This is a genomic window from Luteimonas composti, from assembly GCF_042678665.1.
GTDB classification, from domain to species: domain Bacteria; phylum Pseudomonadota; class Gammaproteobacteria; order Xanthomonadales; family Xanthomonadaceae; genus Luteimonas; species Luteimonas composti.
The window spans coordinates 569,996-595,182 of record NZ_JBHTKU010000003.1 but is presented as its reverse complement, the minus strand read 5'-3'; the positions used below and the strand labels follow the sequence as shown (position 1 = coordinate 595,182).

General features: G+C 71.4%; 23 protein-coding genes and 1 pseudogene. 19 read left to right on the top strand and 5 right to left on the bottom strand.

The genetic code is table 11. From position 1 onward, the window contains the following. Window positions 1-108: 108 nt before the first annotated feature. The 4 genes and pseudogenes from ACFQ2D_RS11485 to ACFQ2D_RS11470 form a co-directional block, all read left to right on the top strand. Window positions 109-606 (top strand): annotated as a pseudogene (locus ACFQ2D_RS11485) (cyanophycinase); the annotation flags it as partial. Between the two features lie 438 nt (window positions 607-1,044). Then, window positions 1,045-2,040 (top strand): isoaspartyl peptidase/L-asparaginase family protein, encoded by a 996-nt coding sequence (locus tag ACFQ2D_RS11480; protein ID WP_280941179.1) that lies wholly within the window; start codon window positions 1,045-1,047, stop codon window positions 2,038-2,040. Between the two features lie 103 nt (window positions 2,041-2,143). Beyond that, complete coding sequence (locus ACFQ2D_RS11475) at window positions 2,144-2,782, top strand: hypothetical protein (protein WP_280941111.1); 639 nt, start codon at window positions 2,144-2,146, stop codon at window positions 2,780-2,782. A 29-nt stretch (window positions 2,783-2,811) separates the two neighbouring features. Beyond that, window positions 2,812-4,170, top strand: coding sequence for a phospholipase effector Tle1 domain-containing protein (locus ACFQ2D_RS11470; protein ID WP_280941110.1), 1,359 nt, complete (start codon window positions 2,812-2,814; stop codon window positions 4,168-4,170). A gap of 54 nt (window positions 4,171-4,224) precedes the next feature. On the opposite strand, the gene ACFQ2D_RS11465 is transcribed toward ACFQ2D_RS11470, so the two are convergent. Further along, a complete protein-coding gene (locus ACFQ2D_RS11465; RefSeq protein ID WP_280941109.1) occupies window positions 4,225-5,193 on the bottom strand; it encodes a LysR family transcriptional regulator in 969 nt (322 codons plus the stop codon). Window positions 5,194-5,307: 114 nt separating this feature from the next. Between ACFQ2D_RS11465 and aceB the strand changes: the two genes are divergently transcribed. After that, window positions 5,308-6,918 carry a malate synthase A gene (gene aceB / locus ACFQ2D_RS11460; RefSeq protein ID WP_280941108.1) on the top strand — a complete coding sequence of 537 codons (1,611 nt, stop codon included), beginning with the start codon at window positions 5,308-5,310 and terminating at the stop codon, window positions 6,916-6,918. A 56-nt stretch (window positions 6,919-6,974) separates the two neighbouring features. Then, window positions 6,975-8,318 carry an isocitrate lyase gene (aceA, locus tag ACFQ2D_RS11455; RefSeq protein WP_280941107.1) on the top strand — a complete coding sequence of 448 codons (1,344 nt, stop codon included), beginning with the start codon at window positions 6,975-6,977 and terminating at the stop codon, window positions 8,316-8,318. A gap of 288 nt (window positions 8,319-8,606) precedes the next feature. Here aceA and ACFQ2D_RS11450 read toward each other — a convergent pair whose 3' ends face one another. Together ACFQ2D_RS11450 and ACFQ2D_RS11445 are read right to left on the bottom strand one after the other, a co-directional pair. Next, window positions 8,607-9,275, bottom strand: coding sequence for an ankyrin repeat domain-containing protein (locus tag ACFQ2D_RS11450; protein WP_280941106.1), 669 nt, complete (start codon window positions 9,273-9,275; stop codon window positions 8,607-8,609). Window positions 9,276-9,406: 131 nt separating this feature from the next. After that, window positions 9,407-11,020 (bottom strand): hypothetical protein, encoded by a 1,614-nt coding sequence (locus ACFQ2D_RS11445; protein ID WP_280941105.1) that lies wholly within the window; start codon window positions 11,018-11,020, stop codon window positions 9,407-9,409. 183 nt (window positions 11,021-11,203) lie between these two features. On the opposite strand from ACFQ2D_RS11445, the gene ACFQ2D_RS11440 reads away from it, so the two are divergent. From ACFQ2D_RS11440 to ACFQ2D_RS11425, 4 genes are all read left to right on the top strand, one after another. After that, window positions 11,204-11,854, top strand: coding sequence for a tetratricopeptide repeat protein (locus tag ACFQ2D_RS11440; RefSeq protein WP_280941104.1), 651 nt, complete (start codon window positions 11,204-11,206; stop codon window positions 11,852-11,854). A 61-nt stretch (window positions 11,855-11,915) separates the two neighbouring features. After that, the gene (ggt, locus tag ACFQ2D_RS11435; protein ID WP_386795653.1) at window positions 11,916-13,625 is read left to right on the top strand and encodes a gamma-glutamyltransferase; all 1,710 of its coding nucleotides are present in this window, start codon (window positions 11,916-11,918) and stop codon (window positions 13,623-13,625) included. A 64-nt stretch (window positions 13,626-13,689) separates the two neighbouring features. Next, window positions 13,690-14,691, top strand: coding sequence for a hypothetical protein (locus ACFQ2D_RS11430; RefSeq protein WP_280941103.1), 1,002 nt, complete (start codon window positions 13,690-13,692; stop codon window positions 14,689-14,691). Between the two features lie 98 nt (window positions 14,692-14,789). Then, window positions 14,790-15,215, top strand: a complete 426-nt coding sequence (locus ACFQ2D_RS11425; protein WP_280941102.1) for a hypothetical protein — start codon at window positions 14,790-14,792, stop codon at window positions 15,213-15,215. A gap of 6 nt (window positions 15,216-15,221) precedes the next feature. Here ACFQ2D_RS11425 and ACFQ2D_RS11420 read toward each other — a convergent pair whose 3' ends face one another. Together ACFQ2D_RS11420 and ACFQ2D_RS11415 are read right to left on the bottom strand one after the other, a co-directional pair. Then, the gene (locus tag ACFQ2D_RS11420) at window positions 15,222-16,709 is read right to left on the bottom strand and encodes an AAA family ATPase (protein ID WP_280941101.1); all 1,488 of its coding nucleotides are present in this window, start codon (window positions 16,707-16,709) and stop codon (window positions 15,222-15,224) included. 59 nt (window positions 16,710-16,768) lie between these two features. After that, window positions 16,769-17,923 carry an acyltransferase family protein gene (locus ACFQ2D_RS11415; RefSeq protein ID WP_280941100.1) on the bottom strand — a complete coding sequence of 385 codons (1,155 nt, stop codon included), beginning with the start codon at window positions 17,921-17,923 and terminating at the stop codon, window positions 16,769-16,771. A gap of 115 nt (window positions 17,924-18,038) precedes the next feature. Here ACFQ2D_RS11415 and ACFQ2D_RS11410 point away from each other — a divergent pair, with 115 nt between their 5' ends. The 9 genes from ACFQ2D_RS11410 (at window position 18,039) to ACFQ2D_RS11370 (ending at window position 25,110) form a co-directional block, all read left to right on the top strand. Then, window positions 18,039-18,674: a ParA family protein gene (locus tag ACFQ2D_RS11410; protein WP_280941099.1), complete on the top strand. Its 636-nt coding sequence runs from the start codon at window positions 18,039-18,041 to the stop codon at window positions 18,672-18,674. Between the two features lie 25 nt (window positions 18,675-18,699). After that, window positions 18,700-19,176, top strand: a complete 477-nt coding sequence (locus ACFQ2D_RS11405) for a SixA phosphatase family protein (RefSeq protein ID WP_280941098.1) — start codon at window positions 18,700-18,702, stop codon at window positions 19,174-19,176. Next, entirely contained in the window at window positions 19,173-19,760 is a 588-nt protein-coding gene (locus ACFQ2D_RS11400) for a YceI family protein (protein ID WP_280941097.1), read from the top strand. Before ACFQ2D_RS11405 ends, ACFQ2D_RS11400 begins: the two co-directional genes overlap by 4 nt. Beyond that, the gene (locus ACFQ2D_RS11395) at window positions 19,757-21,673 is read left to right on the top strand and encodes a phospholipase D family protein (RefSeq protein ID WP_280941095.1); all 1,917 of its coding nucleotides are present in this window, start codon (window positions 19,757-19,759) and stop codon (window positions 21,671-21,673) included. The genes ACFQ2D_RS11400 and ACFQ2D_RS11395 overlap by 4 nt, the downstream gene beginning before the upstream one ends. Window positions 21,674-21,889: 216 nt before the next feature. Beyond that, window positions 21,890-22,081: a hypothetical protein gene (locus tag ACFQ2D_RS11390; RefSeq protein WP_280941094.1), complete on the top strand. Its 192-nt coding sequence runs from the start codon at window positions 21,890-21,892 to the stop codon at window positions 22,079-22,081. A gap of 118 nt (window positions 22,082-22,199) precedes the next feature. Further along, window positions 22,200-22,817 carry a YkvA family protein gene (locus ACFQ2D_RS11385; RefSeq protein ID WP_280941093.1) on the top strand — a complete coding sequence of 206 codons (618 nt, stop codon included), beginning with the start codon at window positions 22,200-22,202 and terminating at the stop codon, window positions 22,815-22,817. Further along, complete coding sequence (locus ACFQ2D_RS11380; RefSeq protein ID WP_280941092.1) at window positions 22,814-23,245, top strand: hotdog fold thioesterase; 432 nt, start codon at window positions 22,814-22,816, stop codon at window positions 23,243-23,245. The genes ACFQ2D_RS11385 and ACFQ2D_RS11380 overlap by 4 nt, the downstream gene beginning before the upstream one ends. Before the next feature lie 99 nt (window positions 23,246-23,344). Then, on the top strand, window positions 23,345-24,100 hold the full coding sequence (locus ACFQ2D_RS11375) for a lysophospholipid acyltransferase family protein (protein WP_386795652.1): 756 nt from the start codon (window positions 23,345-23,347) through the stop codon (window positions 24,098-24,100). Beyond that, a complete protein-coding gene (locus tag ACFQ2D_RS11370) occupies window positions 24,097-25,110 on the top strand; it encodes a YheT family hydrolase (protein WP_280941091.1) in 1,014 nt (337 codons plus the stop codon). Before ACFQ2D_RS11375 ends, ACFQ2D_RS11370 begins: the two co-directional genes overlap by 4 nt. Window positions 25,111-25,187: the final 77 nt, after the last annotated feature.

The following is a 25,187-nucleotide window of genomic DNA, read 5'->3' as shown; positions in this document are numbered from 1 at the left end:
GCACGATAGCCGATCGCCGCACCCGCGCGCGTTTGCCCGCGGAGGGAAATCGCGCCAAGGTTCGTCTCCTTTGCAAGGGGCCGGCATCGCGGCCGAAGGAACAAGCGGATGACGACACCACGTGCGATCGGCGCGCTGCTGCTGGCGGCGCTCGGCCTGCTGGCGCTGCCGGCGGCGGCTGCGGACTACCAACGCCACTTCGTCGGCGACCGTGCGCTGCCGACGCCGGGCCAGCCCGCGCCGGGCCTGCTGCTGATGGGCGGGGGCGACCGCAACGTCGAGGCGCTGCGCTGGTTCCTGGCCAAGGCCGGCAACGGCCACGTGGTGGTGCTGCGCGCCTCGCTCGGCGGCGAGATCGGCGTCGAGTTCCACGACGAGGTCGGCGGCGTGGCCTCGGTGGAGACTTTCGTGGTCGGGAACCGCGAGGCCTCGACCGACCGCAGGCTGCTGGCGGCGCTGCGCAAGGCAGACGGGATCTTCATCGCCGGCGGAGACCAGTCCCGCTACATCCGCTACTGGAAGGGCACGCCGGTGGAACGCGCGCTGGAGCAACACGTGCGCGCCGGCAAGCCACTCGGCGGCACCAGCGCGGGGCTCGCCATCCTCGGTGAGTTCGTCTACGGCGCGATGGATGGCGGCAGCCAGACCAGCCCGCGCGCGCTCGCCGATCCGCTCGGCCCGGACAACACCATCGAGACCGGCTTCCTCGACCTGCCGCAGCTGCGCGGCGTGCTGACCGACACCCACTTCCGCGAGCGCAACCGGCTCGGCCGCCTGCTCGCCTTCGTCGCCAAGGCCGAGACGCTCTCCGGTGGGCGCCCCGTGCTCGGCCTGGGGGTGGACGAGGACGCGGCGCTGGCGGTCGAGGCCGACGGTCGCGCGCGCGTCTATGCGACCGCACCCGGCGCGGGCGCGACCGTGGTGCGCGGCGGGTTCGCGCAGGCGCAGCAGGAGGACGCGCCGATGCGGCTGGATCGCGTGGACGTGGTCGGCGTGGGCGTCGACTCGGTGCTGCATCTGCCCTCGGGCGAGGTCGAGAATCCGATGTGGACGCGCCGCCATGCGGTGCAGGGCGGCGTCCTGCTCGCCCAGGACGCGCCGCGCCTGGTGATCCACGGCGGCGCCGGCGTCGAGCCCGGCGACCTCACGCCGCAAGAGGAAGCCGCCGCCAGGGCCGCACTGGCAGCGGCGCTGCGCGCCGGCCATGCGGAACTGGTCGCCGGCAAGCCGGCACTCGACGCGGTGACCGCCGCGATCGTCGCACTGGAGGACGCGCCGATGTTCAACGCCGGCCGCGGCGCGGTGTTCACCCACGACGGCAGGAACGAACTCGACACCTCGATCATGGACGGCGCCACCGGCCGCGCGGGCGCCGCCGCCGGCCTGCACCGGGTGCGCAATCCGATCACCCTGGCCCGCGCGATCATGGAGCGCTCGCGCCACGTGATGATGGTCGGCGAAGGCGCCGAACGCTTCGCTCGGGAGGAAGGCATCGCCCTGGTCGATCCTGCGTACTTCCGCACCGAGAAGCGCTGGCAGCAGCTGCAGAAGGCGCTGCGCGACGACAGCAAGCCGCATGCGCTGCTGTCGGACGCGCCGGCCAAGGCCTATTTCGGCACCGTCGGCGCGGTGGCGCTGGACGCGCAGGGCCTGCTGGCCGCGGGCACCTCGACCGGCGGCATGACCAACAAGCGCTACGGCCGTGTCGGCGACGCCCCGATCATCGGCGCCGGCACCTGGGCCGACGACCGCTGCGCGGTGTCGGGCACCGGCTGGGGCGAGTTCTACATCCGCACGGCCGCCGCGCACGAGATCTGCGCGCGCGTGCGCCTGTCGGGCGACAGCATCGCCCGCGCCGGCGAGGCGGTGATCAACCGGCTGATCCCGGACGCCGGCGGCGACGGCGGCGCGATCGTGCTGGGCGCCGACGGCAGCGTCGCGTTCCCGTACAACACGCCGGGCATGTATCGCGGCTGGGTCGGCGCCGACGGCGTGCCGCACGTGGCGATCTGGCCGGACGAAAAGCTGCCGGAGCCGTGAGGACGGCGCCGCGGGACATCGTTGTACCGGATGGCGTAACGCGCTAACGTCGCGGAAAGATCCCGTGGGGCGATCGCCTGCGGGGCACGACACGGAGGTCGACATGCAAGCGCAGGCAGGCGCGCGCCGCGCCGGGATGGCGCATTCGTACGGAGCACTCGCGGCCATGCTGGCCGCCGTGCTGGTGACGGCGGGATGCCAGGGGATGGCCATGACGGAACGCACGACGGCGGCACGGAACCCCTCGCGACCCGACAACACCGTGGCCGACTGGCCGCTGAAGTTCGTACAGCACAACTTTGGTGGCTTCTGCTATTCCACCTACGGGTGCACGATCCAGTACGGGGGCTACAGCCGAACGGAGCCGGACGATCATCTGGCGATCTCATCGGAATCACTCGCAGGCAAGTACCCAGGCAACCTGAGGGCGGGTTACCTCGGCATACGCGGGTTCCCGGGGCCTGCGCGGGTGAGTTGGCGTTCGAAGGACGGGGTATCGCACGAGGCCACGATCGATATTGCCGCGATCTTCAAGGACAGGCTGATCCTGCACAACGTACCGAGGGAAGAGATCCGCGAAGGCGTGTCGATCACCAACCCCGGCATCATCCTCGAAGTCAACGACCGCACCATCAACGTCTACATGCGGGCGTTTATCCCGACCAAGGAACTGCAGGAGCCGGGCAACCGGCACAGCGGGCACCGCGACGAGCCAGTGCTGGCGTGGAGCAGGACCTACTGATCCGACCCTGAGCGACATGGAGGTGCAGGATGGGCGGAGAACGTCATCCCGACGGCGCAAGGACAATCCAGGCGACCGCCGTGGACCTTGCAACCTACGAGAATGCGCAGCGGCAGTTGGCGGAGTTCTCCGCTCCCGTCCTGCTCGATCGCAACTCAGGCGATGACCGCCTGTTCGTTGCGGCCTTTGATGGCACCGCAAACAGCATGTATCGGGACTCTCCGGAGAACCATACCAATGTCGCGCGGATTTTCGAGCAGATCGAAACGCGGCACCGCGGCGGCGAAACCGAGATCGGAGCGGGCTATGTCGAAGGCGTCGGCACCCAGGGTGGCCTCGCCGGAAGCTGGGATGCCGCGCGGGGGCACACCTACCGGGCCCGGCTGGAGGACATGTACCTGCAGTTCGCGTCCCAGGCACAGGGCTGGCTGCGGGAAAATCCCGAGGCCGACATCCGCCTGGCGTCGATCGGCTTCAGCCGCGGCGCCGAGCAGGCGGCAGGCTTCACCAGGATGGTCGAGGAACGCGGCATCCAGGATCCGGAAGGCGCGATCGTCACGCGCGGCCGCGACGGCCTGGTCGAAGCAGTCGAGTACACCCGTCCCGCCCTACGGGAGGGCGGTACCGTGGTCCAGGCGGTGGGCATGTTCGATCCGGTGGGGACCGGGGAGCCGCGCAGCCACGACAGGCGCCTGGCGGGGTCGGTGGTGTCCAGTTTCCAGATCACCGCGCTGGACGAGCAACGCAACCTGTTCCAGGGCACCCGCGTGACCGACCCGGGCATGACCCCCGACGGCCGCTCCCTCAACGTGGCCGTCGCCGGCGCGCACAGCAACATCGGTGGCGGCTACGAGCTCGACGGCCTGTCCACGCGCAGCGGCAACCTGATGGTCGATTACCTGAACGCGCTCGCCAGCGAGCCGTTCCTGGCCAAGCGCGAGGTCCAGCCAGACCCCGCGCGCGATGTCATCCATCGCTCCCAGGACCATCTGTTCTTCTATCGCACCAGCGTTTACGAGCGGCTGGGGGAGCGCGCCCATGTCGAGGAACTGGCGCCCCCGCCCCTGTGCCGCATGGATTGCCGCGATGCCGAGCCGCGCGACGAGGCGATGGCGGCCGGGCTGCAGTGGCAGCGCGTGCGGATCGGGCCGCTGCCGGACGAGCGCGCGGCTGCGATGTCCGCGGAACAGGCATCGGCGGTTGACCGCCTGCTCGCCGTGGCGCGGCAGGGGGATGGCGAGGCGATCCGCCGCATGTCGTTCGACTTCCTCGACGGCCCGGTCGGGCACGCGTGGCGGGCCGCCGGTGACGCGCGCCTGCACGAGCTGGATGCGGCCGGCCGCGACGCGGAGACCCGTTCGCCGGCAGACCTGGAGCTGTCCCGCTGACCCTGCGTGGCGGGACAGGCGGCGGTCGGCGCGCACGCACGAAGGATCGCGCGCTCACCGCTCCGAATGCCCGCTCTCGTAGTAGTCCCGGCGCAGGAACAGGTCGGGCTGGATCAGGTCCATGAACGCACGCGCCTGCGGCGACGGCAGGCGGCCCTTGCGCATCACCACGCCGTAGCTGCGCGCGGGGAAGAACCGCTCCAGCGGGCGCGTGACCAGGCGGCCGCGGTCGGCCTCGGTCAGGCAGATCGAGGACAGGATGCTGATGCCCATGCCCATCGCGACGTACTGCTTGATCACCTCCCAGCCGCCCACCTCCAACGCCACGGTGTAGGGCACGCGGTTCTGCTGGAACACCAGGTCCACCAGGCGCCAGGTGATCTGGCGCTTGGGCGGCAGGATCAGGCCGTACTGGCCGATGTCGGCCAGGCCCAGGTCGGGCTTGTCGGCCAGCGGGTGTCCAGGCGGCATCACCAGCCGCTGCTCGAAGCGGTGCAGCGGCTCGTACACCAGGTCGCCGGGCACGTCGTGCATCGATCCGACCACCAGGTCGACGGAGTCGCTGCGCAGCAGGTCCGTGCCGTCGGCGCTGACCGTGTTGTGCAGGCTCAGGCGCACGTCCGGGTGGTGCTGGCGGAAGCGCTCCACGATCCGCGGCAGCAGGTAGAGGATGGTCGAGCTGTTGGCGGCGATGTTGAGCTCCCCCGCATCCAGCCCGCGCAGGGCGTCGCGGAAGGCGGTGGGCAGGGTGTCGATGCCGTCCACCAGCGGTCGCGCCAGTTCGTACAGCGCCTCCCCCGCCCGGGTCGGCACCAGCCGGCGGCCGCTGCGCTCGAACAGCTTCTGGCCCAGTTCGCGCTCCAGTGCCTGCAGCTGGAGGGTGATCGCCGGCTGGCTGACATACAGCGCTTCGGCCGCCCGCGACACGGATCCAAGCCGCGCGGTCTGGCAGAAGGCCCGCAGCGGCTTCAGCCGGTCGGCCTTGTAGGCGAATCGAGGGGTCGAGTTGCCAGCGGAAGGCATTGATTCGCCTTCGGTATATGGAAAACTTATGAGTTACATTGAAAAAACTCAGTTGTCAAATAATTGAGCGGGGCGGAGGGTGGCGTTGCAACGCAACATCCACCGGAGCCCGCCATGTCCGCCGTCCTGAAGCCCTCGCAGATCGCCCCCGCCATCGAAATCCGCGATCCCGCAGCCGTCGCCGACGTCCTCGACGCGGATGCCCAGGCCTTCCTCGCCGGCCTCCACCGCCGCTTCGAAGCCGAGCGCCAGGCCCGCCTGGCCGCCCGCCGCGAGCGCCAGGCGAAGTTCGATGCCGGCGCGCTGCCGGACTTCCGCGAAGACACCCGCGCCATCCGCGAGGGCGACTGGAAGGTGGCGCCGATCCCGGTGGCCCTCCTCGACCGCCGGGTCGAGATCACCGGCCCGGTCGACCCGAAGATGGTCATCAACGCCCTGAACTCGGGCGCCAGCTGCTACATGGCCGACTTCGAGGATTCGACCGCGCCGACCTGGGACAACGTCATCGCCGGACAGCGCGCCCTGCGCGGCGCGGTCGCCGGCAGCCTGTCGTTCGAGGGCAACGGCAAGCGCTACGCGCTGCGCCCCGAGGACGAGCGCGCGGTGCTGATCGTGCGCCCGCGCGGCTGGCACCTGGACGAGAAGCACGTGCTGGTGGACGGCGAGCGCATGTCCGCCTCGCTGTTCGACCTGGGCCTGTTCGCCTGGCACAACGCGCGCGCGCTGGCGGAGAAGGATCGCGGCCCCTACTTCTACCTCCCCAAGCTGCAGTCGATGGAGGAGGCCGCGCTGTGGCAGCAGGTGCTCTCGCACATCGAGCGCGCGCTGGACCTGCCGCAGGGACAGATGAAGGTCACCGTGCTGATCGAGACGCTGCCCGCGGCGCTCGAGATGGACGAAATCCTGCACGCGCTGCGCGATCGCATCGCCGGCCTCAACTGCGGGCGCTGGGACTACATCTTCTCCTACATCAAGACCCTGCGCGGGCACCGCTCGCGGGTGCTGCCCGAGCGCGGCCAGGTGACCATGACCCAGCCGTTCCTCAGGGCCTATTCCGAACTGCTGATCCAGACCTGCCACCGCCGCGGCGCCCACGCCATGGGCGGCATGGCCGCGCAGATTCCGATCAACAACGACGCCGAGGCCAACGAGCGCGCGTTGGCACGGGTGCGTGCCGACAAGCTGCGCGAGGTGACCGCCGGGCACGACGGCACCTGGGTGGCGCACCCGGCGCTGATCCCGATCGCGCGCGAAGTGTTCGACGAGCGCATGCCGACGCCGCACCAGCAGCACATCGGCCGCGAGGAGGTGATCGTCGGCCAGGCCGACCTGCTCACGCCCTCGCTGGGCACGATCACGCGCATCGGCTTCGAGAACAACGTCGAGGTCTGCGTGCGCTACCTCGCCGCCTGGCTCGACGGCAACGGCTGCGTGCCGATCCACTGGCTGATGGAGGACGCGGCCACCGCCGAGATTGCCCGTGCGCAGCTGTGGCAGTGGCTGCATGCCGCCGACGGTGGACGCTGTCCGCTGCACCTGGACGACGGCACGGTGATCGACGAGGCCCTGTTCGACCGCGTGCTGCTGGGCCTGCCCTCGCGGCTGGCCAGCCAGCCGGTGATCGGCGCGACGCGCGTGCCGGAGGCGATCGCCCTGCTCGAAGAGCTCAGCCACCGGCCGACGCTGGAGGACTTCCTGACCCTCCCGGCCTACGAACGCCTCTGATTCCTCCGCCACGCCACGCGCCGCGCGCACCCCACTTCCGCATCGAGGACATCCGCATGAACCGCAATACCCGCCAGCAACAGATCGACGCCCTGCAGCAGCAGTGGACCACCGACCCGCGCTGGGCCGGCATCCAGCGCCCCTATTCGGCCGCCGACGTGGTGCGCCTGCGCGGCAGCCTGCAGCCCGAGCACACGCTCGCCCGACGCGGCGCCGAGAAGCTGTGGAAGCTGGTGAACGGCGAGGCGAAGAAGGGCTACGTCAACGCCTTCGGCGCGATTTCCGCCGGCCAGGCGATGCAGCAGGCCAAGGCCGGCCTGGAAGCGGTGTACCTGTCGGGCTGGCAGGTGGCGGCCGACGGCAACACGTCCGAGACCATGTACCCGGACCAGTCGCTGTACGCCTACGACTCGGTGCCGACCATGGTCCGCCGGATCAACAATACCTTCCAGCGCGCCGACGAGATCCAGTGGAAGGCGATCTGCGACGGCAAGATGAAGGAAGCCGACGCGATCGACTTCTTCCTGCCGATCGTCGCCGACGGCGAGGCCGGCTTCGGCGGCGTGCTCAACGCCTACGAACTGATGAAGAACATGATCACCGCCGGCGCCGCGGCGGTGCACTTCGAGGACCAACTGGCGGCGGTGAAGAAGTGCGGCCACATGGGCGGCAAAGTGCTGGTCCCCACCCAGGAGGCGATCCAGAAGCTGGTCGCCGCGCGCTTGGCGGCCGACGTGCTGGGCGTGCCGACCGTGGTGCTGGCGCGCACCGACGCCGAGGCCGCCAGCCTGCTGACCTCGGACTTCGATGCCAACGACCAGCCCTTCGTCACCGGCAAGCGCACGGCCGAGGGCTTCTACCAGGTGAAGAACGGCCTGGAGCAGGCGATCAGCCGCGGCGTGGCCTATGCGCCCTATGCGGACCTGGTGTGGTGCGAGACCGGCACGCCGGACCTGGGCTTCGCGCGCGAGTTCGCGCAGGCCGTGCATGCGAAGCATCCGGGTAAGCTGCTGAGCTACAACTGCTCGCCAAGCTTCAACTGGAAGAAGAACCTGGACGACGCCACCATCGCGAAATTCCAGGACGAGCTGGCGGCGCTGGGCTACAAGTACCAGTTCATCACCCTGGCCGGTATCCACATCAACTGGTTCAACACCTTCAAGTTCGCGCACGACTATGCGCGCGGCGAGGGCATGAAGCATTACGTGGAGCAGGTGCAGGAGCCGGAGTTCGCGGCGCGCGAGAAGGGCTACACCTTCGTCTCGCACCAGCAGGAGGTCGGCGCGGGCTACTTCGACGACGTCACCACCGTGATCCAGGGCGGCGCCTCGAGCGTGACCGCGCTGACGGGTTCGACGGAAGAGGAGCAGTTCGAGCGTTCGCACGCGGTTGCCGCCTGAGGCGGCAGCGGGAACGTGTCGGGAGGACGGGACGGCCGGGCGCAAGCCCGGCCGTTTTTTTTTGGCTCGGCGCGTACGCGGGTAATGGGCTCGTTGCTTCGGGTGCCCCCACCCCAACCCTCCCCCGCAAGCGGGGGAGGGGGTCAGACATTTTGCGGCCGTGGCGAACGCCGCGAATCAGAGCTCTCGCCGGGTATTGGAAAGTGGCGTCGTGCGGCGGCCTTGCTCCTCCCCGCTTGCGGGGGAGGGCTGGGTGGGGGCAGCGCCCCGACCTATCCCTGTTCCCGACTACCGCTGGTCAGCCGCATCGACCGAAACCTCCAGCGGCACGCCATTGGCCTTGAGCCAGTCCGCCACCGCCTTGCGCTCGCCCAGCGCGCGGTCGTTGAGGAGGGCGCGGTTGTAGCCGAAGTAATACGACTGGAAGCTCGCCCCGCCGCCGTTGCGCGCCAGCGGCGAAGCGCCCTTGCCGAGCAGTTCGAGGATCGCGCCGCCGTTGTTGGTGCGCGCGGCGACATGGAGCGGCGTGTCGCCGTTGCGGTCGGCGATGTCCGGGTCGGCGCCCGCGCGCAGCAGCACCTGGTACTGGGTGAGATTGGGCGAGAGCAGGGCCTGCACCAGCGGCGTGGCGCCGGTTTCCGGATTGCGTGCATCGGGATCGCCGCCGTGGGCCAGCACCAGCTCCAGCAGTTCCGGCTTGCCCGAGAATGCCGCCGCATGCACCGGCGTCTCGCCGCGCGGGCCGACCCGGTTCGGATCGGCGCCGCCCTCGAGCAGCGCCTGCACGCTCGCGGCCTGACCCTTGGAGATCGCGGCCAGCAGCAGGGTGCTGCCGTCGCTGCCCGGCGCGTCGACGTCGATGCCTTCGAGCTGGCGGCGGATCTCGACCGCGTCGCCGCGCGCCACCGCCGCTGACAGCGGTGCGAGTTCAGGACTGGAGAACGCGTCGTTGCTCATGGACGGCCGGGCACACCCTGCGGCAAGGCATAGGACCAGCGCGGACGCGATCGCGAAAGTGCGGCGCATGCGCGGTATTGGAGCGGCGATCATAGCGCCGCGCAAGCGGCCGCGATCCGGCGCGACACAAGTCAGCGGCCGAACAGGCCGCCGACCAGGTTGACCGCGCCCTGCGCCACCCAGCCGGCGCCGTCGGCGAGCATCTCGACCGCCTGGCCGCCCGCATCGGCCACGAACTCGATCGCGTCGCCGCCGCCGTCCACCGCGCCCGACAGCACGTCGCCGATCCAGCCGTCGACCTGTTCATCGATCCTCGCGGCCAGGGTGTCGGCGTAGCCGTCCACGGTGTCGCCAACCGAGTTGAAGGCGCCTTCGGCGAAGTCGCCGGCCAGGCGCACGCCGCCCTGCACGTAGCGGCCCTCGGCGAATTCGTTGGCCTTCACCGCATCGATATCGGTGGCGAAGTCGTGCACGTTGCGGGCGTAGTCGTCCTTGGCCACGTCGGGCAGCAGGTTCTGGAGGTCGCGGCCAAGGTTGGACGGATTCTCGTAGCCGGCCTGCCAGGGCTGGTGTTCGACCATGCCGGCGGTCAGTGCGTTCGGGCTGTGGCTGATCGCGCTGTAGGCCAGGTTGCCGCCGAGGATGGCGACGCCGGTCGCCACTCCGGTCAACGGATTGATCGGCAGGAACGGCGTATGGCGTCCGGCCTCGACCCCGGCGTTGACCAGCGCCAGCTGCGCCGGCGAGAGGCCGTCGAGTTCCATCGGACCATAGTTGTTGAACATGTTGTGCTCGTCGGCGCTGGCCGGCTTGACCACGATCTGGGTCCCCAGCGCATCGGGTGCGACGATGCCGGTGATCCAGCTGTCCTGTGCCTTGGTCAGCGCGTCGTCCTGCAGCGAATAGGCGCGGATCTGCCCGCCCTCGGCGACCTCGCGCGCGCGCTGCGGATCGATGCCGATGCGATCGAGCGTGTTGGGATGGATGCCCGAGGCGTCGAAGGTCACCGCCGGCACGCCGCTGGCCAATGCGCCCACCGACGCCAGGCCGCCGCCCTGCGAATGCCCGGTGATCGCGAGATTGGTCGACTGCCCGCCCGGGTTGTCGCCGAACACGCGCGCGAACTCGACCGCGGTGTTGACCGCGGTGACGCTGAACTTGTCGCCGTCCCGGGTCTCGTAGCCCAGCCCTTGGCGGAAGTTGTTGTCCCAGTCGTCGGCGCCTTCGGCGGTGCCGCGGTAGGACAGCACGTAGTTGCCCTCGCCATCGGTATAGACCTCGGCGCGGAATTCCTGCGCGTTGCTGCCCACGCTGTCGTTGGCGCCGAGGAACTGCAGGCGCCAGGCCTGCGGATCGCGCACGCCCAGGTCCTGCAGCTGCTGGTCGCTGATCGCGCTCCAGCCCTCCGGCGGATCGCCCCGGGTGCCGTAGACCGCGGTGGCCAGCTGCGAGAGCGTGACGTCGAAGGGCTGCGCCTGCGTGCCGCCGGCGATGTCGCCCAGCGTCCGTCCGGGCGGAATCCCGTAGGCGCCGCCGGCCTGGGAGGGCTGCGGGCCGCCGGCGGGGGAGGAACCCGGCGGCTGCAGCTGCGGGTGGTAGGCAGGTTCGGCGCGCCAGGGGCCGAGGGGCGCCTGCGCGCTGGTCGCGGTCGCGAGCTGCGAAGGCGGCGGCAGCGGCATGCGCGTACCGGAGTCGGCAACCATTGAAATCCCGCTGACCATGTCGGCCTCCATACCCGATGGCATGGTCACCCTAGCCGCGCGCGCGGCGCTGCGGCAGCTAGGGCGTGTCCTAGGGGCGCGGACCCGTAACGCCACTCCGGAATGCGACCGCCGGCGTCCTGCGCGGACCTCCTGCGGCCACGTCGCCGGAACAAGGCGGTTAGAATGCGGGCACGGAGCTGTGGAAGTCCGACAGGGGGAATCACGATGCGCACCATTTCGCGCGCGCTTGCGCGCGCTGGCCTGCTTGGCCTGTTCGTTCTGCTGTCCGCGCCGGTTGCGACCGCGCAATCGCTGCCGCGGCCGGCCGAGTTCTATTTCGACGAGGACGCCGCCGCGCGGCCGATCGTCGCCATCGAGGGCGACGACGATGCGACGGTGGCGCAGCTGGTCCGGCTGATGGATCGGGGCGGCCGCAATGCCGACCAGGCCATCGGCCAGCTGGCGCACCTGTCCATGGCCGGCGGTCGCACCGAGACGGGCATGGCGCTGTATGCGCGTGCGCTCGAATCCACCTCTGCCGGCAGCCAGCGCCGCCGTTCGCTGCAGTGGAACCAGGCCTGGGACCTCTATCGTAACGGCGACGTCGAGGCGGCGCTCGGGCTGTGGGTGCAGGCCGGCAGCAACCCGGTGGTGCGCTACGACTGGGTGCCGCCGACGCTGGCGCTGGCGCTGTGGCGCCTGGACCGCCGTGCCGAAGCGGTGGCCTGGTACGCCGCCGCGGTGCGCACCTGGCCCGAACGCTGGAGCGATCCGGCCAGCATGGCCGCGCAGCTGCCCGACTGGAGCGAGGCCGATCGCGCCACGCTGGCCGAGGTGCTCGCGGCGTGGGCCGAGGACCCGCCCAGCTGGCCGTAGGCCGCAGCCTGCGGGTTCCGCGCTAAGGTGCGCGCATCGCATCGCCGACGGAGCCCGACCCTTGCGCCGCACAGCCCGCATCCTCACCCTCGCCGCGCTGGCCGCCTGCGCGGCGGCGACCGGCGCTGCCGACCGCATCACCGGACACACGTTCGCCACGCGCAGCGAAGTGCACGCGCCAAACGCGATGGCGGCCACTTCGCACCCGCTGGCCACGCAGATCGCGCTGGACGTGATGAAGGCCGGCGGCAGCGCGGTCGACGCGGCCATCGCCGCCAACGCCGCGCTCGGCCTGATGGAGCCGACCGGCAACGGCATCGGCGGCGACCTGTTCGCGATCGTCTGGGATCCGGAGACCAGGAAGCTGCACGGCTACAACGGCTCCGGGCGTTCGCCGAAGTCGCTGAGCCTGGCCGAGTTCGAGCGTCGCGGCCTCAGCGAGGTTCCTTCGCACGGCCCCCTGCCGGTCACGGTGCCCGGTGCGGTCGACGGCTGGTTCGCCCTGCACGGGCGCTTCGGCAGGCGGACGATGGCCGAGAACCTCGCCCCGGCCATCGCCTACGCGCGCAACGGCCATCCGGTGCACGAGGTCATCGCCTATTACTGGGACCGTTCGGTGCCGCGCCTGTCGAAGTGGCCGGGCTTCCGCGAACAGTTCACCATCGACGGCCGCGCCCCGCGCAGGGGCGAGACCTGGAAGAACCCCAACCTCGCCAATACCCTGCAGCAGATCGCCGAGGGCGGTCGCGACGCGTTCTACAAGGGCGGGATCGCCCGCACCATCGACGCCTATTTCAAGGCCAACGACGGCTTCCTCTCCTTTGATGACCTGGCCGCGCACGAGGGCGAGTGGGTCGATCCGGTCTCGACCAGCTACCGCGGCTACGACGTGTGGGAGCTGCCGCCCAGCGGCCAGGGCATCGCCGCGCTGCAGATCCTCAACCTGCTCGAGCCCTACGACCTCAAGGCCTACGGCTTCGGCAGCCCCGAGCACGTGCACCTGTTCACCGAAGCCAAGAAGCTGGCCTTCGCCGATCGCGCGGCGAGCTATGCCGATCCGGAGTTCTACCGCAGCCCGGTCGAACGGCTCATCTCGAAGGCCTACGCGCGCGAACGCGGCAAGCTGATCTCGATGGACCGCGCGATGCCGGCGGTCGAGCCGGGCATCATCCCCCAGCTCAACGAGGGCGACACGATCTACCTGACCACCGCCGATGCCGACGGCATGATGGTCTCGCTGATCCAGTCCAACTACCGCGGCATGGGCAGCGGCATGGCGCCGCCCGGGCTGGGCTTCATCCTGCAGGACCGCGGCGAGCAGTTCGTGCTCAAGCAAGGCCACCCGAACAGCTTCGCGCCCGGCAAGCGGCCGTTCCACACCATCATTCCGGCCTTCGTGACCAGGGACGGCAAGCCCTGGCTGAGCTATGGCGTGATGGGCGGCGCGATGCAGCCCCAGGGCCACGTGCAGATCCTGCTCAACCTGATCGACTTCGGCATGAACCTGCAGGAGGCCGGCGACGCGCCGCGCATCCAGCACGACGGCTCCACCGAGCCGGCCGGGCAGGCCGAGCCGATGGCCGACGGCGGCCGCATCGAGCTGGAGACGGGCTTTCCCTACGAAACCGTGCGCGCACTGATGCGCAAGGGCCACAGCGTGCGCTTCGCCGACGGCCCCTATGGCGGCTACCAGGCGATCATGGCCAATCCGCACGGTGGCTGGACCGGCGCCAGCGAATCGCGCAAGGACGGGCAGGCGGCAGGGTACTGACGATCCCGCGATCCCGCGATCCCGCGCGGCTATGCTGTGGCCGACTTTCAATGGACCGTCCGCCATGAGCCCACGCCTGCTGCTGGCCGCCGTACTGCTGCTGCTTCCCGCCGCGCAGGCGCAGGAGCCTGGCGGGGGCCCGCCGCCGGAGCAGGTGGCCGCGCACGTCGCGCACAGCCAGGGGCTGGCGGCCGCCCTGGCGCGCGAGGGCGGCGCGCGCGAACTCGCGCTGGCGGCGCTGCTGCGCCAGGCCGACGCGCAGCAGGCCAATCCGGAAGCCACGTCCGAAGCACCCGATGCGCAGGCGCAGGCCTGGCTGCGCGCGGCCGCGGCCAAGGCGGGCGCGGACGCGATCGCCAACCAGCTGCTGATCGCCGCCGCAGCCAAGGCCGATCCGATCCGCCTGGAGGCCGCGCGCCGCTGGCAGGCGGCCGAGCCCGACAACCTGGCGCCCCTGCTGCATGCCGGGCTCACCATCGACGCGCTGCTCGCGCAGGCCCGCGGCGCCACTCGCGCAGATACGGGCATGTACCCCGCGGTCCGCTGGATCGCGGAGGCCTGGCGTCGGCATCCGCCGGGCGTTGCCGAGCAGGCGGCGATGGCGGGCGGCGAGGGTTTCGACCTGGACGAGGCCGCGGCGATGTCCGCCATGGCCGTATGGGCCGCCGCCGCAATGCCCGACTACGCGGCCCTGGTCGAAGGCTGCAGCGCGCAGATGCTGCGCGCGCAGCCGGCGCGTCGCGGCGGCTGCCTGCACGTGGCCCGGCTGCTGGCCGACGGCGCCACCAGCATCGCCGACGAACATGCCGGCCTGGCGATGCTGCGCGCGCTGGCCGCCACCGCGGCCGAGCGCGACGAGGCCGACGCACGGCAGCGGGCGATGGACTGGCGGATGCTGCAGTGGGGGCACCTGGCGCAACAGCAGCCCCGCGGCGGCGCTGGGCAGTTCGCCCGGCTGCTGCGCGATCCTCGGATCCGCAGCGAGCAGCAGCTGGCCGAACGCGTGCTCGCCCAAGGCGGCGTCACCGCCGACCCGCCGCCCGGCTGGCAGGCGCCACGCCGGTGAGCGGGACCGGCAAGGCATGGCATATCGCGGCGCTCGGCTTCTCCATGGCCGCCGCACTTGCCGGTTGCGCCCACACACGTGGGAGCGTGGATGCGCGCATGGTCCTGCCGGCGGCTGCGCCGCGCATGCAGCTGTCCGAGACACAGGGCCTGCTCATGGCGGTGTCGATCGAGCAGCCGATGCCGCTCTACCCGGAAAGCGCCGCCGGCGGCGACGGTCGCACCGAGGTGTGCGTGTCTTTCGTGGTCACCGCCGACGGGCAGGTCTCGGAAGCCGCGCACGCCCCGGGCGTCGACACCTGCGCCGAGCGGCCGGATCCGGCGCTGGTCGCCGCGGCCCTGGACGCGGTGTCGCGTTGGACGTTCTTCGGTGCGGCGATCTGCGAGTACCCACAGGGCGTCACGCCGGCGCCGGACTGTTCTGGCGAGGATGCGGTGCTGCGCGCGGTGCCGATCCGGTTGATGTATGCCTTCACCTTCGAGCGCGTGGGCGGGCGCGGCCGGGTGGCGGTTCGCCGCGCCTGACGCGGCTCAGTCGGCCGGCACGGTGCGCGTGCCCGCCCAGTCGCGCAGCGCCTGCACCTGCTCGCGCATCAGCACCGACAGCGGACGCGTCTGCGCCAGCTCTTCCAGCAGCAGGGCGTTATCGATGGCTCGATCCTCCGCGTGCGCGGCGTACAGCGCGGCGACGATGGCCTGTTCGATCTCCGCGCCGGAAAAGCCCTGCGACGCCGCGGCCAGGGCGGGCAGATCGAAGCGGTCGACGGGAAGTTCCCGGCGGCGCAGGTGCAGTTCGAACACGTGCGCGCGCGTGTCGGCGTCGGGCAGGTCGACGAAGAAGATCTCGTCGAAGCGGCCCTTGCGCAGCAGTTCGGCCGGCAGCTCCTGCACCTGGTTGGCGGTGGCGACCAGGAACACCTGCGAGCGGCGCTCCGCCATCCAGGTCAGCATGTAGCCCAGCACCCGCCGCGACACGCCGCCGTCGCCGTCGGCACCGCTCGCGGCCAGGCCCTTCTCGATCTCGTCGATCCACAGCACGCACGGCGCCAGCTGCTCGGCCTGGGCCAGGGCCTGGCGCAGGTTGGCCTCGGTCTCGCCGTGGTACTTGGCGTAGAGCGTGCCGAAGTCCAGCCGCACCAGCGGCACGCCGAAGCCGCCGGCCACGGCCTTGGCCAGCAGCGACTTGCCGCAGCCCTGCACGCCCAGCAGCAGGATGCCGCGCGGCGGATCGAGCCCGGGCGGCGCATCGCCGTCGACGAACACGCGGCGGCGCTGCTCGATCCAGCGCTTGAGCCGGCGCGCGCCGGCGACGTCGGCGAAGCGCGCCGTGTCGTACTCGTAGTGCAGGTGGCCGCTGCGGTTGAGCAGCTCGAACTTCAGCCGCGCCAGCTCGGGCAGGTCGTCGGGGCCGAGCGCGCCATCGGAATGGATCAGGTGGCGCACGATGCGGCGCGCGTCGATCGCGTCCAGGCCCTGCAGGTTGCGCACGATCCGGCGCACCACCGCCTCGTCGGCCTCGAGCCGGCGGCCGTCGTTCTCGCGCTGCCAGGCCGCGATTTCCTCGCGCACCAGCTTGAGCAACTGGTTGGCGTCCGGCAGGCGCAGGCGCAACCGCGTGGCCTTGGCCTCGAGTTCCGGCGGAAGCTCGACCTTGTGTCCCACCATCACCACCGTGTGGGCGAGGCAGTCGCGCCGCTGCAGGATCTCGCGCAGCTGGCGCTGGGTGCCGGCGTAGCCGAGGTAGGGATGGAAATCGAGCAGCAGGTACACGCCGCGCTGGTCGGCGCCGCGGATCGCGCCGAGCGTGGTGCCGGCATCGGCGGGCAACTGCGCGGGATCCTCGCCGTCCAGGTCGATGCGGCGCAGGCCTTCGGTGATCGACCAGCGGTACAGCGCGCGCCAGATGCGGGTCAGCGACTGGCGGAACAGCTGCACGACCCGCATCTCGTCGGAGGTCTCGACCACGATCAGCGGTGTGTCGGCGCGGATCAGCGCCACGAGGTCCTGCAGGTCGCTCATGCACATCGGGCGGTGGCGGGGCCGGGCGACGATAGCAGATGCCGGCGACGCCCCCCGCGTCAGCCGGGTGCGCGGCGTGGACGCCCGTTGAACAGCCAGCCGGCCAGGGTCGAGCGCCGGACCAGCAGGTGGTGCAGGGCCAGCGGCACGACGGTGGCGACCGACAGCACCACTGCGAACTTGGCCGTCGCCGGCAGGTGCGCCGGCAGCAGCGCGGTCGCTGCCAGCACCACGAACAGGTGGTGGAACAGGTAGACCGAATAGCTGGCGTCGGCGAGGTAGCGCAGGGCCGGGCGGGGACGGTCCGCCCAGCGCCTGAAGGCGGCGAAGACGATGCGCACCAGGCCCCAGTGCAGCACGGTGCGCGCGACCACCGCCACCGCCATCGCGGCCGCGCCATGCGGATGCGGCAGCAGCGCCAGCACCACGCCGGCGCCGAGCGCGGCCAGCCACAGCCCCGGGCCGGCCGAGCCGAAGCGCCGCAGCAGCGCGGGATCGGCTGCCAGCGCGCAGCCGACCGCGAAGTAGGGCGCGTTGTCGAGCAGTTCGATCGGATCGACGATGCCACCGAATGCGTGGTTCAGCGTCGGCAGCAGGTGCGCGGCGAAGGCGCTGGCCAGCGGCTCCAGCGCCGCGACGCCCAGCAGCAGGGCCAGGCTGGTCGACGGACCCTGGAAGCCACGGGCCGCCAGCGCGCGCAGGCAGGGACGCAGCGCGGCCAGCGCGACGCAGTACACCGCGAGGTAGACCAGGAACCACAGGTGGCCCAGCCAGTCGCCGCGCCGCAGTGCGGGCAGCAGGGCGCCCTCCACGAAGCCGCCGGCCGGATGCGCCGGCGCCAGGAACCAGACCTGGGCGAGGTTGAAGCTGAGCAGGATCGCCATGGCGGGCAGCAGCAGCCGGCGCGCGCGATCGCGCAGGAACACGCCGGTGGGTCCTCCCCGCAGCAGTCGCATCGCGAAGTAGCCGGCGACCACGAAGAACGCGGGCATGCGGAAGGCGTGGATCGCCACCACCAGCGCGCCCAGGGCGGTGCTGCCCGCGGGGTCGTGCACCAGCCAGCCGCCGTCGCCGCGATAGGGATTGGCGGCATGCAGCACCACGCCCAGCAGCATCAGCACGCTGCGCATGGCGTCGAGGTGGTGCAGGCGCTGGCCGGAGTCGCTCGCCAGCGGGGAAGGTGGCGGGGCCGGTGCAGGCGCGGATGCGGTCATTTGTGAAATTTCTGTCAACGCAGCCGACGATGCATGAGTAACGTACCGGCCTTGTCGCGACGGCCACGCCGCCGGTGTACGCTCGCGGCTCGTTCCCGCGAGGCGGAGGCAGTGCATGAAGACCGTGCTGGTGGCCAGTTCCAAGGGCGGTGTCGGCAAGACCACCATCGCCACGCACCTGGCGGCGGAGTCCGCCCTGGCAGGACGCAGTACGGTCATCATCGACGCCGATCCGCAGGGATCTTCCACGCGTTGGGCGGAACGCCGCTCGGTGCTGGAGAGCGCAGTGCTGCCGATCGACGGCAGCAGCCGCCACAAGACCGCCTGGAAGTCGATTCCCGAGGGCACCGAGCGGGTGGTGGTGGACGCGCCGGCCGGCGCCCATGCCGACGCGCTGGAGGTCTACCTCGAGCATGCCGACGCACTGGTGGTGCCGGTGCTGCCTTCGGCGCTGGACATCGACGCCACCGTCCCCTTCCTCAACGCCCTGGCCAGGCACCCGCGGGTGCGCGGCGGCCAGCTGCCGGTGGGCCTGGTCGGCAACCGTCTGCGGCCGTGGACCAATGCCTCGCAGCAGGCCATGGACCTGCTCGCGCAGTGGCCGTATCCGCTGGTCGCGCAGCTGCGCGACAGCCAGGCCTACGTGATGCTGGTCGGTTTCGGCAAGAGCCTGTTCGATTACAACTCTGCCCAGGTCCGCGATCACCAGGCCGACTGGCAGCCCCTGCTCAAATGGCTCAAGCGCGCCTGAACCCGGTCCCTGGAGTACGCCTGCCATGCGTGAACTGATCCTGTTGCGGCATGCCCATGCCGAGCCGCCGCGCACCGGCCAGGCCGACCTCGACCGGCCGCTGTCGGCCGAGGGCCTTGCCGAGGCCGAGGCGGTCGCCGCGTGGATGCGCGACAAGTCGCTGGTGCCCGACCTGGCGCTGTGCTCGCCGTCGCGGCGCACGCGCGAGACCCTGGACGTGGTGACCCAGGCGGTGGGCGCAGTGGAACGCCGCCTGGAGGACGGGATCTACGAGGCCACGGCGGGCGCGCTGGCGACCCTGCTCGATGCCCACCGCGACGTCGACCGGCTGCTCGTGGTCGGCCACAATCCGGGCCTGGAGCGGCTGCTGGCGCTGTTGCACAGCGGCCAGTCGGGCGACTACCGCGGGATGCCGCCGGCCGCGGTGGCGGTGCTCCACCTGCCGGAGGATGCGTCCATCGAGCCGGGCATCGCCTCGGTCTCCGCCTTCTGGTGGCCGTGAGCGACCTCGTGCCCGTGGTCCGGCGCGGGCGGTGGCTGGCGCTGCTGGGGCTGGCGACCGCGCTGGCGATGCCGGCGGCGTGCGCCGGCGAGATCGACCCTGCCCAGTCGCGCATCGGCTTCCAGCTCAAGACGCGCTGGGGCCAGGCGCTGGAAGGCCGTTTCCCCGAGTGGAGCGGCGAAATCGTCGACACCTCGGAGCGCCGGCGCCAGGTGCGGCTGCGCCTGCCCGCGGGCGAGGTCGAGATCCTCGGCCATCCGCGCTACTCGAAAATCACCCGCGGCGCCGGGTTCTTCGACGCCGACCACCATCCCTGGGTCGAGTTCGTGTCCGACCCCTACACCGAAGACCTGCTGCGCGAGGGCGGGCTGCTCGGCGGCGCGCTGACCATCCGCGGCGTGCGCCGGCGCGAGGTGTTCACGCTGGAGCCGGCCAGCTGCGCGCGCCCCACCATCGACTGCGACGTCGTCGCCAGCGGCGTGGTGTATCGCAGCGACTACGCGATGGACCGCTGGGGCTTCGCCCTGTCCGACCGGGTGGTGTTCAACCTGCGCATCCGCACCCGGCCCACGCCGGCGCCATGAGCGTGCTGCGGGCGTTCGTCGCGCTGCTGGCCCTGGCCTGCGGCGGCTGCGGCAGCCTGTCGGCGCTGCAGCGCGACCAGGCCGCGGCGATCGCGCTGCAGGCGCGCTCGGACGTGGTCGCCTGCCAGGCCGAGGACGCCTGCGCGCAGCCATCGCCGCTGCGCGCGCTGGGCGAGCGCGCGATGGCCGAGAGCGCGCCCGGCCAGCCGCGCCACTACGCGCTGCTGCTCGACTACGGGCAGGACGCGCTGGTCTCGCGCCTGGACCTGATCCGCGGCGCGCGCCACAGCATCGACCTGCAGACCTACATCTTCGACGAGGACGACGCCGGCCACCTGGTGCTCGACGAGCTGATGGCGGCGGTCCGGCGCGGCGTGCGCGTGCGCATGCTGGTCGACCAGCTGTCGGCGCTCAAGCAGGTCGACACGCTGGCGGCGCTGGCCTCGGCCCACACGAACTTCGAGATCCGCATCTACAACCCGGTGCTCGACCGTGCCCGCATCACCTATCCGATGTACGCCTGGGCGGCCGCCTGCTGCTGGCGCCGGCTCAACCAGCGCATGCACAGCAAGCTGCTGCTGGTCGACGGCCTGGTCGGGATCACCGGGGGACGCAACTACCAGGACGACTATTACGACTGGAACGCCGAATACAACTTCCGCGACCGCGACGTGCTGGTCGGCGGCCCGGTGACCGCGGAGATGGCGGCCAACTTCGAAGCGTTCTGGGACGCGCGGCTGAGCGTGCCGGTCGAGCGCCTCGACGACGTCGGCCGCCACCTGCTGCGCAAGGGCGCGCCGCCGCTGCCGGACTGGCCCTACCAGCATCCGGCGCGGGTGGAGGCGGTGGCGCGCGCGGCCGACGACAAGGACCTGGTGCGCGAGCGCCTGGTCGAGCCGGCGATCCCGGTCGGCGAGGTGCTGTTCATCGCCGACCTGCCGCAGAAGCACCGCCGCGACCGCGAACTGGCCGCCAGCGCGGTGCATGCCTCCCCGCTGCTCAACCAGCTGATCGAGTCGGCGCAGGACGAGGTGCTGCTGCAGACGCCCTATCTGGTGCTGTCCGACCAGGCCCAGGACATGTTCCGGCGCATGCACGAGCGGCCCGATCCGCCGCGGGTCATCGTCTCCACCAACAGCCTGGCGGCGACGGACTCGTTCATCACCTACGCGCTGTCCTACAAGTACAAGCGCCGGCACCTGCGCGAGTTCGGCTTCGAGATCCACGAGTTCAAGCCGTTTCCGGAGGACGCGCCCATCGACCTGGACGCCACCGGCGCGGTGGACATCTCCTGGAACCCGGACGGCAGCGCCAACATCGGCCGGGTCGAGCCGGAACCGGAAGAGGGACAGCGGCGAACGCCGCCGCTGGAACGCGAATACGCCGCGCTGCGCTACGCCGGCATCGGCGTGCACCAGCGCGTGCCGCTCAAGCGCGCCGGCGTGCGCTTCGGCCTGCATGCCAAGTCGCTGGTGATCGACAACCGCATCGGCGTGGTCGGTACCCACAACTTCGATCCGCGCGGCGACGACTACAACACCGAGAGCGCGGTGATCATCGACGATCCGGCGTTCGCGCGCGCGCTGGGCGACAGCATCCGCCGCGACATGGCGCCGGAGAACGCCTGGACCATCGCCCGGCGCGACCGGCCGCCCGTGCTGTCGGGCCTGGAGTACTCGCTGACCAAGGTCTCCGAGCACCTGCCCGTTTTCGACCTGTGGCCGGTGCGCTACGCCACCAGCTACGAGTTCCAGCCCGGGCCGGCCTGCCCGGAGCCGCTGCCGGCCACCGACCCGGGCTTCCGCGCCTGCTACGAGCCGGTGGGCGACTTCCCCGAGGTCAACCTCGGCTTCCGCACCCTGCTGACCCGCATCTTCACCGCCTTCGGCGCCGGGCTGGCCCCGATTCTCTAGCTCCGGGGTCCCCCGGCTTGCCTGCCGGCCTCGGCGGGGGTGTCGTCAGTCATGCCCGAAGGTTGCAACCCCGGGCTCCCGGATCCCATCCCAATCAACAAGTTCCGGCGTGCGCGGCCCCGATCGCCCGAGCCGTGACTTCCGGCCCATGTCGAAGCCGGTCTGGTGTACTACTTTACCAGCACACCGCAACACACTCCCCCGCACGAGGTCGCCATGAACCAGCTCTCCACCACCCCCGTCTCCGTCCCGCGCACCGGCGTTCCCGGCCCGGGCAACCTGCGTCCCCGCCTTGCCTTCGAACGCCGCGAGCGCGGCTTCGGTGTCGGCTACGGCAACAGCAGCGGCTACGCCAGCGATCGTCGCTACACGCCGTCGCCCGGCACCGCCCGTTTCCGTTTCGCCTGATACGTCGCCTGCATCGCGACGCAAAGCCTGGCGCGACATGCGCCACGCGGTCGCCCGCAATTGACGCGCGCGGCGCGCCGGGCCTAGGCTGCGCATCTTTTCCGCACCGGGACCCGCCATGTCGCTTTCGCTGACCATCGACCTCAACGACCACGACCTGGAGCACTTCGCCAGTGCGCTTGAAGCCGCGCGCAAGGCGGCGGCCGGCAAGAGTCCCGAGGAGGTCGTGCAGGCGGCATCGAAGCTTCTGGAAGGCGCGCAGCAGGTCCGGGTGCCGGACTTCATCCGCGAGCGCCTGGAGCGCCTGGACGACATGATCGCCATGGTGCGCGACGAAGGCTGGCACCTGGACGAGGAAGACCGCCAGCACGTGCTCTCGGCGCTGGTCTACTTCGCCGATCCGCAGGACGTGATCCCCGACCACGTGCAGGTGCTCGGCTACCTCGACGATGCGATCATGATCGAGCTGTGCGTGCGTGAACTGCGCCACGAGCTCGAGGCCTACGACGACTTCTGCGAGTACCGCGAGCGCGAGGCCACCAAGCGCGGCATCGAGCCTTCGGCCGTGGGCCGCACCGACTGGCTGGACAGCCGCCGCGACGAACTGGTCGAGCGCATGCACGCGCGTCGCCAGCGCGGCGGCGAGGGCTTCGGCATCGGCTACGGCAGCAGCAGCGGCTATGGCCGCGCCGCGTACTCGCGCGCCTGGCGCCCGAGCCTGTTCCGCATCAAGTGAGCACGGCGCGGACGTTCCGCGCCGACGTCGACCTCGAGCAGCTCAACGCGCTGTCGCGGAACACCGCGATCCAGGCGCTGGGCATCGTGTTCACCGGCATCGGCCCGGACTGGCTGCGCGCCACCATGCCGGTGGACGCGCGCACCCACCAGCCCTATGGGCTGCTCCATGGCGGCGCCTCGGCGCTGCTGGCCGAAACGCTGGGCAGCAGCGCCGGCGGCCTGTGCGCGCCCGAGGGTTGCGGCGTGGTCGGCATCGAGATCAACGCCAACCACCTGCGTGGCGTGCGCAGCGGTACGGTCACCGGCACCGCGCGGCCGCTGCACGTGGGCCGCAGCACCCAGGTCTGGGACATCCGCATCGAGGACGAGGCCGGGCGCCCGGTCTGCGTCTCGCGCCTGACCCTGGCGGTGGTGGCGCGGCCCTGAGCCTGCCGGGCCGGACGCAGGGGCGGCTGGCCCCGCGTGGCCGCCATTGGGTATCGTGGGCGGCTTCGGACGCCCCCCGTCCTGCTGGCTGACCCTGTCGTGCGTCTCCTCCGTTACGCGGTACGTATCCCCTTCCTGTTGTGGCACGTGCTGGTGCACCTGCCGGCCATCCTGATCCTGATGTCCAGGCCGTTCGGCGACCTGCGCCTGCGCAGCGGCGAGCGCCTCGGGCATCGCGTGGTGCGCTGGTGGCAGGGCGGGCTGATGCGCGTGTTCGGGCTGCGCGTGCGGCGCATCGGCACGCCGATGCCGGGCGCGGTGATGTTCGTCGCCAACCACGTCAGCTGGATCGACATCGTCGCGCTGCACAGCCAGCGGATGATGGGCTTCGTGGCCAAGCGCGAGATCGCCGGATGGCCGCTGGTGGGCTGGCTGGCGGCGCGCGGCGAGACGATCTTCCACCACCGCGGCAGCCAGGAGTCGCTGGGCGGGGTGCTGCACGAGATGCTGGCGCGCCTGCGTGAAGGGCGCGCGGTCGGCGTGTTCCCGGAAGGCCGCACCCGCGACGGCCGCGCGGTCGGCCCGTTCCACGCGCGCATCTTCCTGGCCGCGGTCGAGGCCGGCGCGCCGGTGCAGCCGGTGGCGCTGCGCTACGGCGCCGGCGGCAGTGCCCAGCACGTGGTCGCGTTCGCGCCGAAGGAGAGCTTCTTCGGCAACTTCCTGCGCCTGCTCGGCGAGCCGTCGCGGCCGGCCGAGGTGGTGTTCCTGGAAGCGGTGGTGCCCGGCGACGCCGAGGGTCGCCGCCGCATCGCGGAGATCGCCCGCGAGCGCATCGTCGAGGCGATGCGCCCATGAATCCGGACGGGGGCGGCGGGGGCGACGGCCTGGCGGCCTTCGCGCCGCCACCCTGGCTGCGCAGCCCGCACCTGCAGACCGTGCTGGGCAGCAGCGCCTGGCGGGCGCGCCGCGGCGCGCGGGAACTGGCGCGTACCGGCGCGGCGACCCGGCCGTACCTGCTCGACGGCGGCGACGGCGTGCGCCTGCTCGGCCTGCACAGCGCGGTGCCCGGGACGCGGACGCGCGGGCTGGTCCTGCTGCTGCACGGCTGGGAGGGCAGCGCCGAGTCGAGCTACATGCGCCTGACCGCGGCGCAGCTGCTGGCGCGCGGCTACGAGGTGTTCCGCCTCAACTTCCGGGACCACGGCGACACCCACCACCTCAACCCCGACATCTTCCACTCCTGCCGGATCGACGAGGTGGTGTGCGCGGCGGTCGATATCGCGCGCCGCTTCCCGGCCCGGCCGCTGCTGGCGGCCGGCTATTCGCTGGGCGGCAACTTCGCGCTGCGCCTGGCGCTGCACGCGCCCGCCGCCGGGCTGCCGCTGGAGCGGGTGGCCGCGGTCTGCCCGGTGATCGATCCGGCCCGGACCATGCAGCGCATGGAAGCCGGGCCGTGGCCGTACCGGCGCTACTTCCAGCGCAAGTGGCGCGGCTCGCTGCTGCGCAAGCGCGCGCTGTTCCCGGACCGGCTGGACATCGACGACGCCACCCTGCGCCTGGGCCTGCGCGAGCTGACCGACTGGCTGGTCCGGCGACACACCCGGCTCGGATCGATCGACAACTACTTCGACGGTTACTCGATCGCGGGCGACCGCCTGCGCGCGCTGCGGGTGCCGGCGCACGTGCTGATGGCCGCGGACGACCCGGTGATCCCGGTCGACGATTTCCACACGCTGGAGCTGCCGGCGGCGACGCGCGTGGAAATCCAGCCCTGGGGCGGACACTGCGGCTTCCTCGAGGACCTGGGCTGCAGCGGCTACGCCGAGCGCTGGACGGCGGCGCGACTGGCGTCGGCTCCCCACTAGCCCACGCGGGCCGGAAGCGATCGCGCGCGGCTCCGCCGGCCGGAGATCCTAGAATGTGCGGTCCAGGGCGCATCGTC

Excerpts from the sequence above, each read along its gene's own strand:
- ACFQ2D_RS11480 (WP_280941179.1), top strand. The coding sequence starts at position 1,045 with ATGTGGACGCGCCGCCATGCGGTGCAGGGCGGCGTCCTGCTCGCCCAG.
- ACFQ2D_RS11475 (WP_280941111.1), top strand. The coding sequence starts at position 2,144 with ATGCAAGCGCAGGCAGGCGCGCGCCGCGCCGGGATGGCGCATTCGTAC.
- ACFQ2D_RS11470 (WP_280941110.1), top strand. The coding sequence starts at position 2,812 with ATGGGCGGAGAACGTCATCCCGACGGCGCAAGGACAATCCAGGCGACC.
- ACFQ2D_RS11465 (WP_280941109.1), bottom strand. The coding sequence starts at position 5,193 with ATGCCTTCCGCTGGCAACTCGACCCCTCGATTCGCCTACAAGGCCGAC.
- aceB (WP_280941108.1), top strand. The coding sequence starts at position 5,308 with ATGTCCGCCGTCCTGAAGCCCTCGCAGATCGCCCCCGCCATCGAAATC.
- aceA (WP_280941107.1), top strand. The coding sequence starts at position 6,975 with ATGAACCGCAATACCCGCCAGCAACAGATCGACGCCCTGCAGCAGCAG.
- ACFQ2D_RS11450 (WP_280941106.1), bottom strand. The coding sequence starts at position 9,275 with ATGAGCAACGACGCGTTCTCCAGTCCTGAACTCGCACCGCTGTCAGCG.
- ACFQ2D_RS11445 (WP_280941105.1), bottom strand. The coding sequence starts at position 11,020 with ATGCCATCGGGTATGGAGGCCGACATGGTCAGCGGGATTTCAATGGTT.
- ACFQ2D_RS11440 (WP_280941104.1), top strand. The coding sequence starts at position 11,204 with ATGCGCACCATTTCGCGCGCGCTTGCGCGCGCTGGCCTGCTTGGCCTG.
- ACFQ2D_RS11430 (WP_280941103.1), top strand. The coding sequence starts at position 13,690 with ATGAGCCCACGCCTGCTGCTGGCCGCCGTACTGCTGCTGCTTCCCGCC.
- ACFQ2D_RS11425 (WP_280941102.1), top strand. The coding sequence starts at position 14,790 with ATGGTCCTGCCGGCGGCTGCGCCGCGCATGCAGCTGTCCGAGACACAG.
- ACFQ2D_RS11420 (WP_280941101.1), bottom strand. The coding sequence starts at position 16,709 with ATGAGCGACCTGCAGGACCTCGTGGCGCTGATCCGCGCCGACACACCG.
- ACFQ2D_RS11415 (WP_280941100.1), bottom strand. The coding sequence starts at position 17,923 with ATGACCGCATCCGCGCCTGCACCGGCCCCGCCACCTTCCCCGCTGGCG.
- ACFQ2D_RS11410 (WP_280941099.1), top strand. The coding sequence starts at position 18,039 with ATGAAGACCGTGCTGGTGGCCAGTTCCAAGGGCGGTGTCGGCAAGACC.
- ACFQ2D_RS11405 (WP_280941098.1), top strand. The coding sequence starts at position 18,700 with ATGCGTGAACTGATCCTGTTGCGGCATGCCCATGCCGAGCCGCCGCGC.
- ACFQ2D_RS11395 (WP_280941095.1), top strand. The coding sequence starts at position 19,757 with ATGAGCGTGCTGCGGGCGTTCGTCGCGCTGCTGGCCCTGGCCTGCGGC.
- ACFQ2D_RS11390 (WP_280941094.1), top strand. The coding sequence starts at position 21,890 with ATGAACCAGCTCTCCACCACCCCCGTCTCCGTCCCGCGCACCGGCGTT.
- ACFQ2D_RS11385 (WP_280941093.1), top strand. The coding sequence starts at position 22,200 with ATGTCGCTTTCGCTGACCATCGACCTCAACGACCACGACCTGGAGCAC.
- ACFQ2D_RS11370 (WP_280941091.1), top strand. The coding sequence starts at position 24,097 with ATGAATCCGGACGGGGGCGGCGGGGGCGACGGCCTGGCGGCCTTCGCG.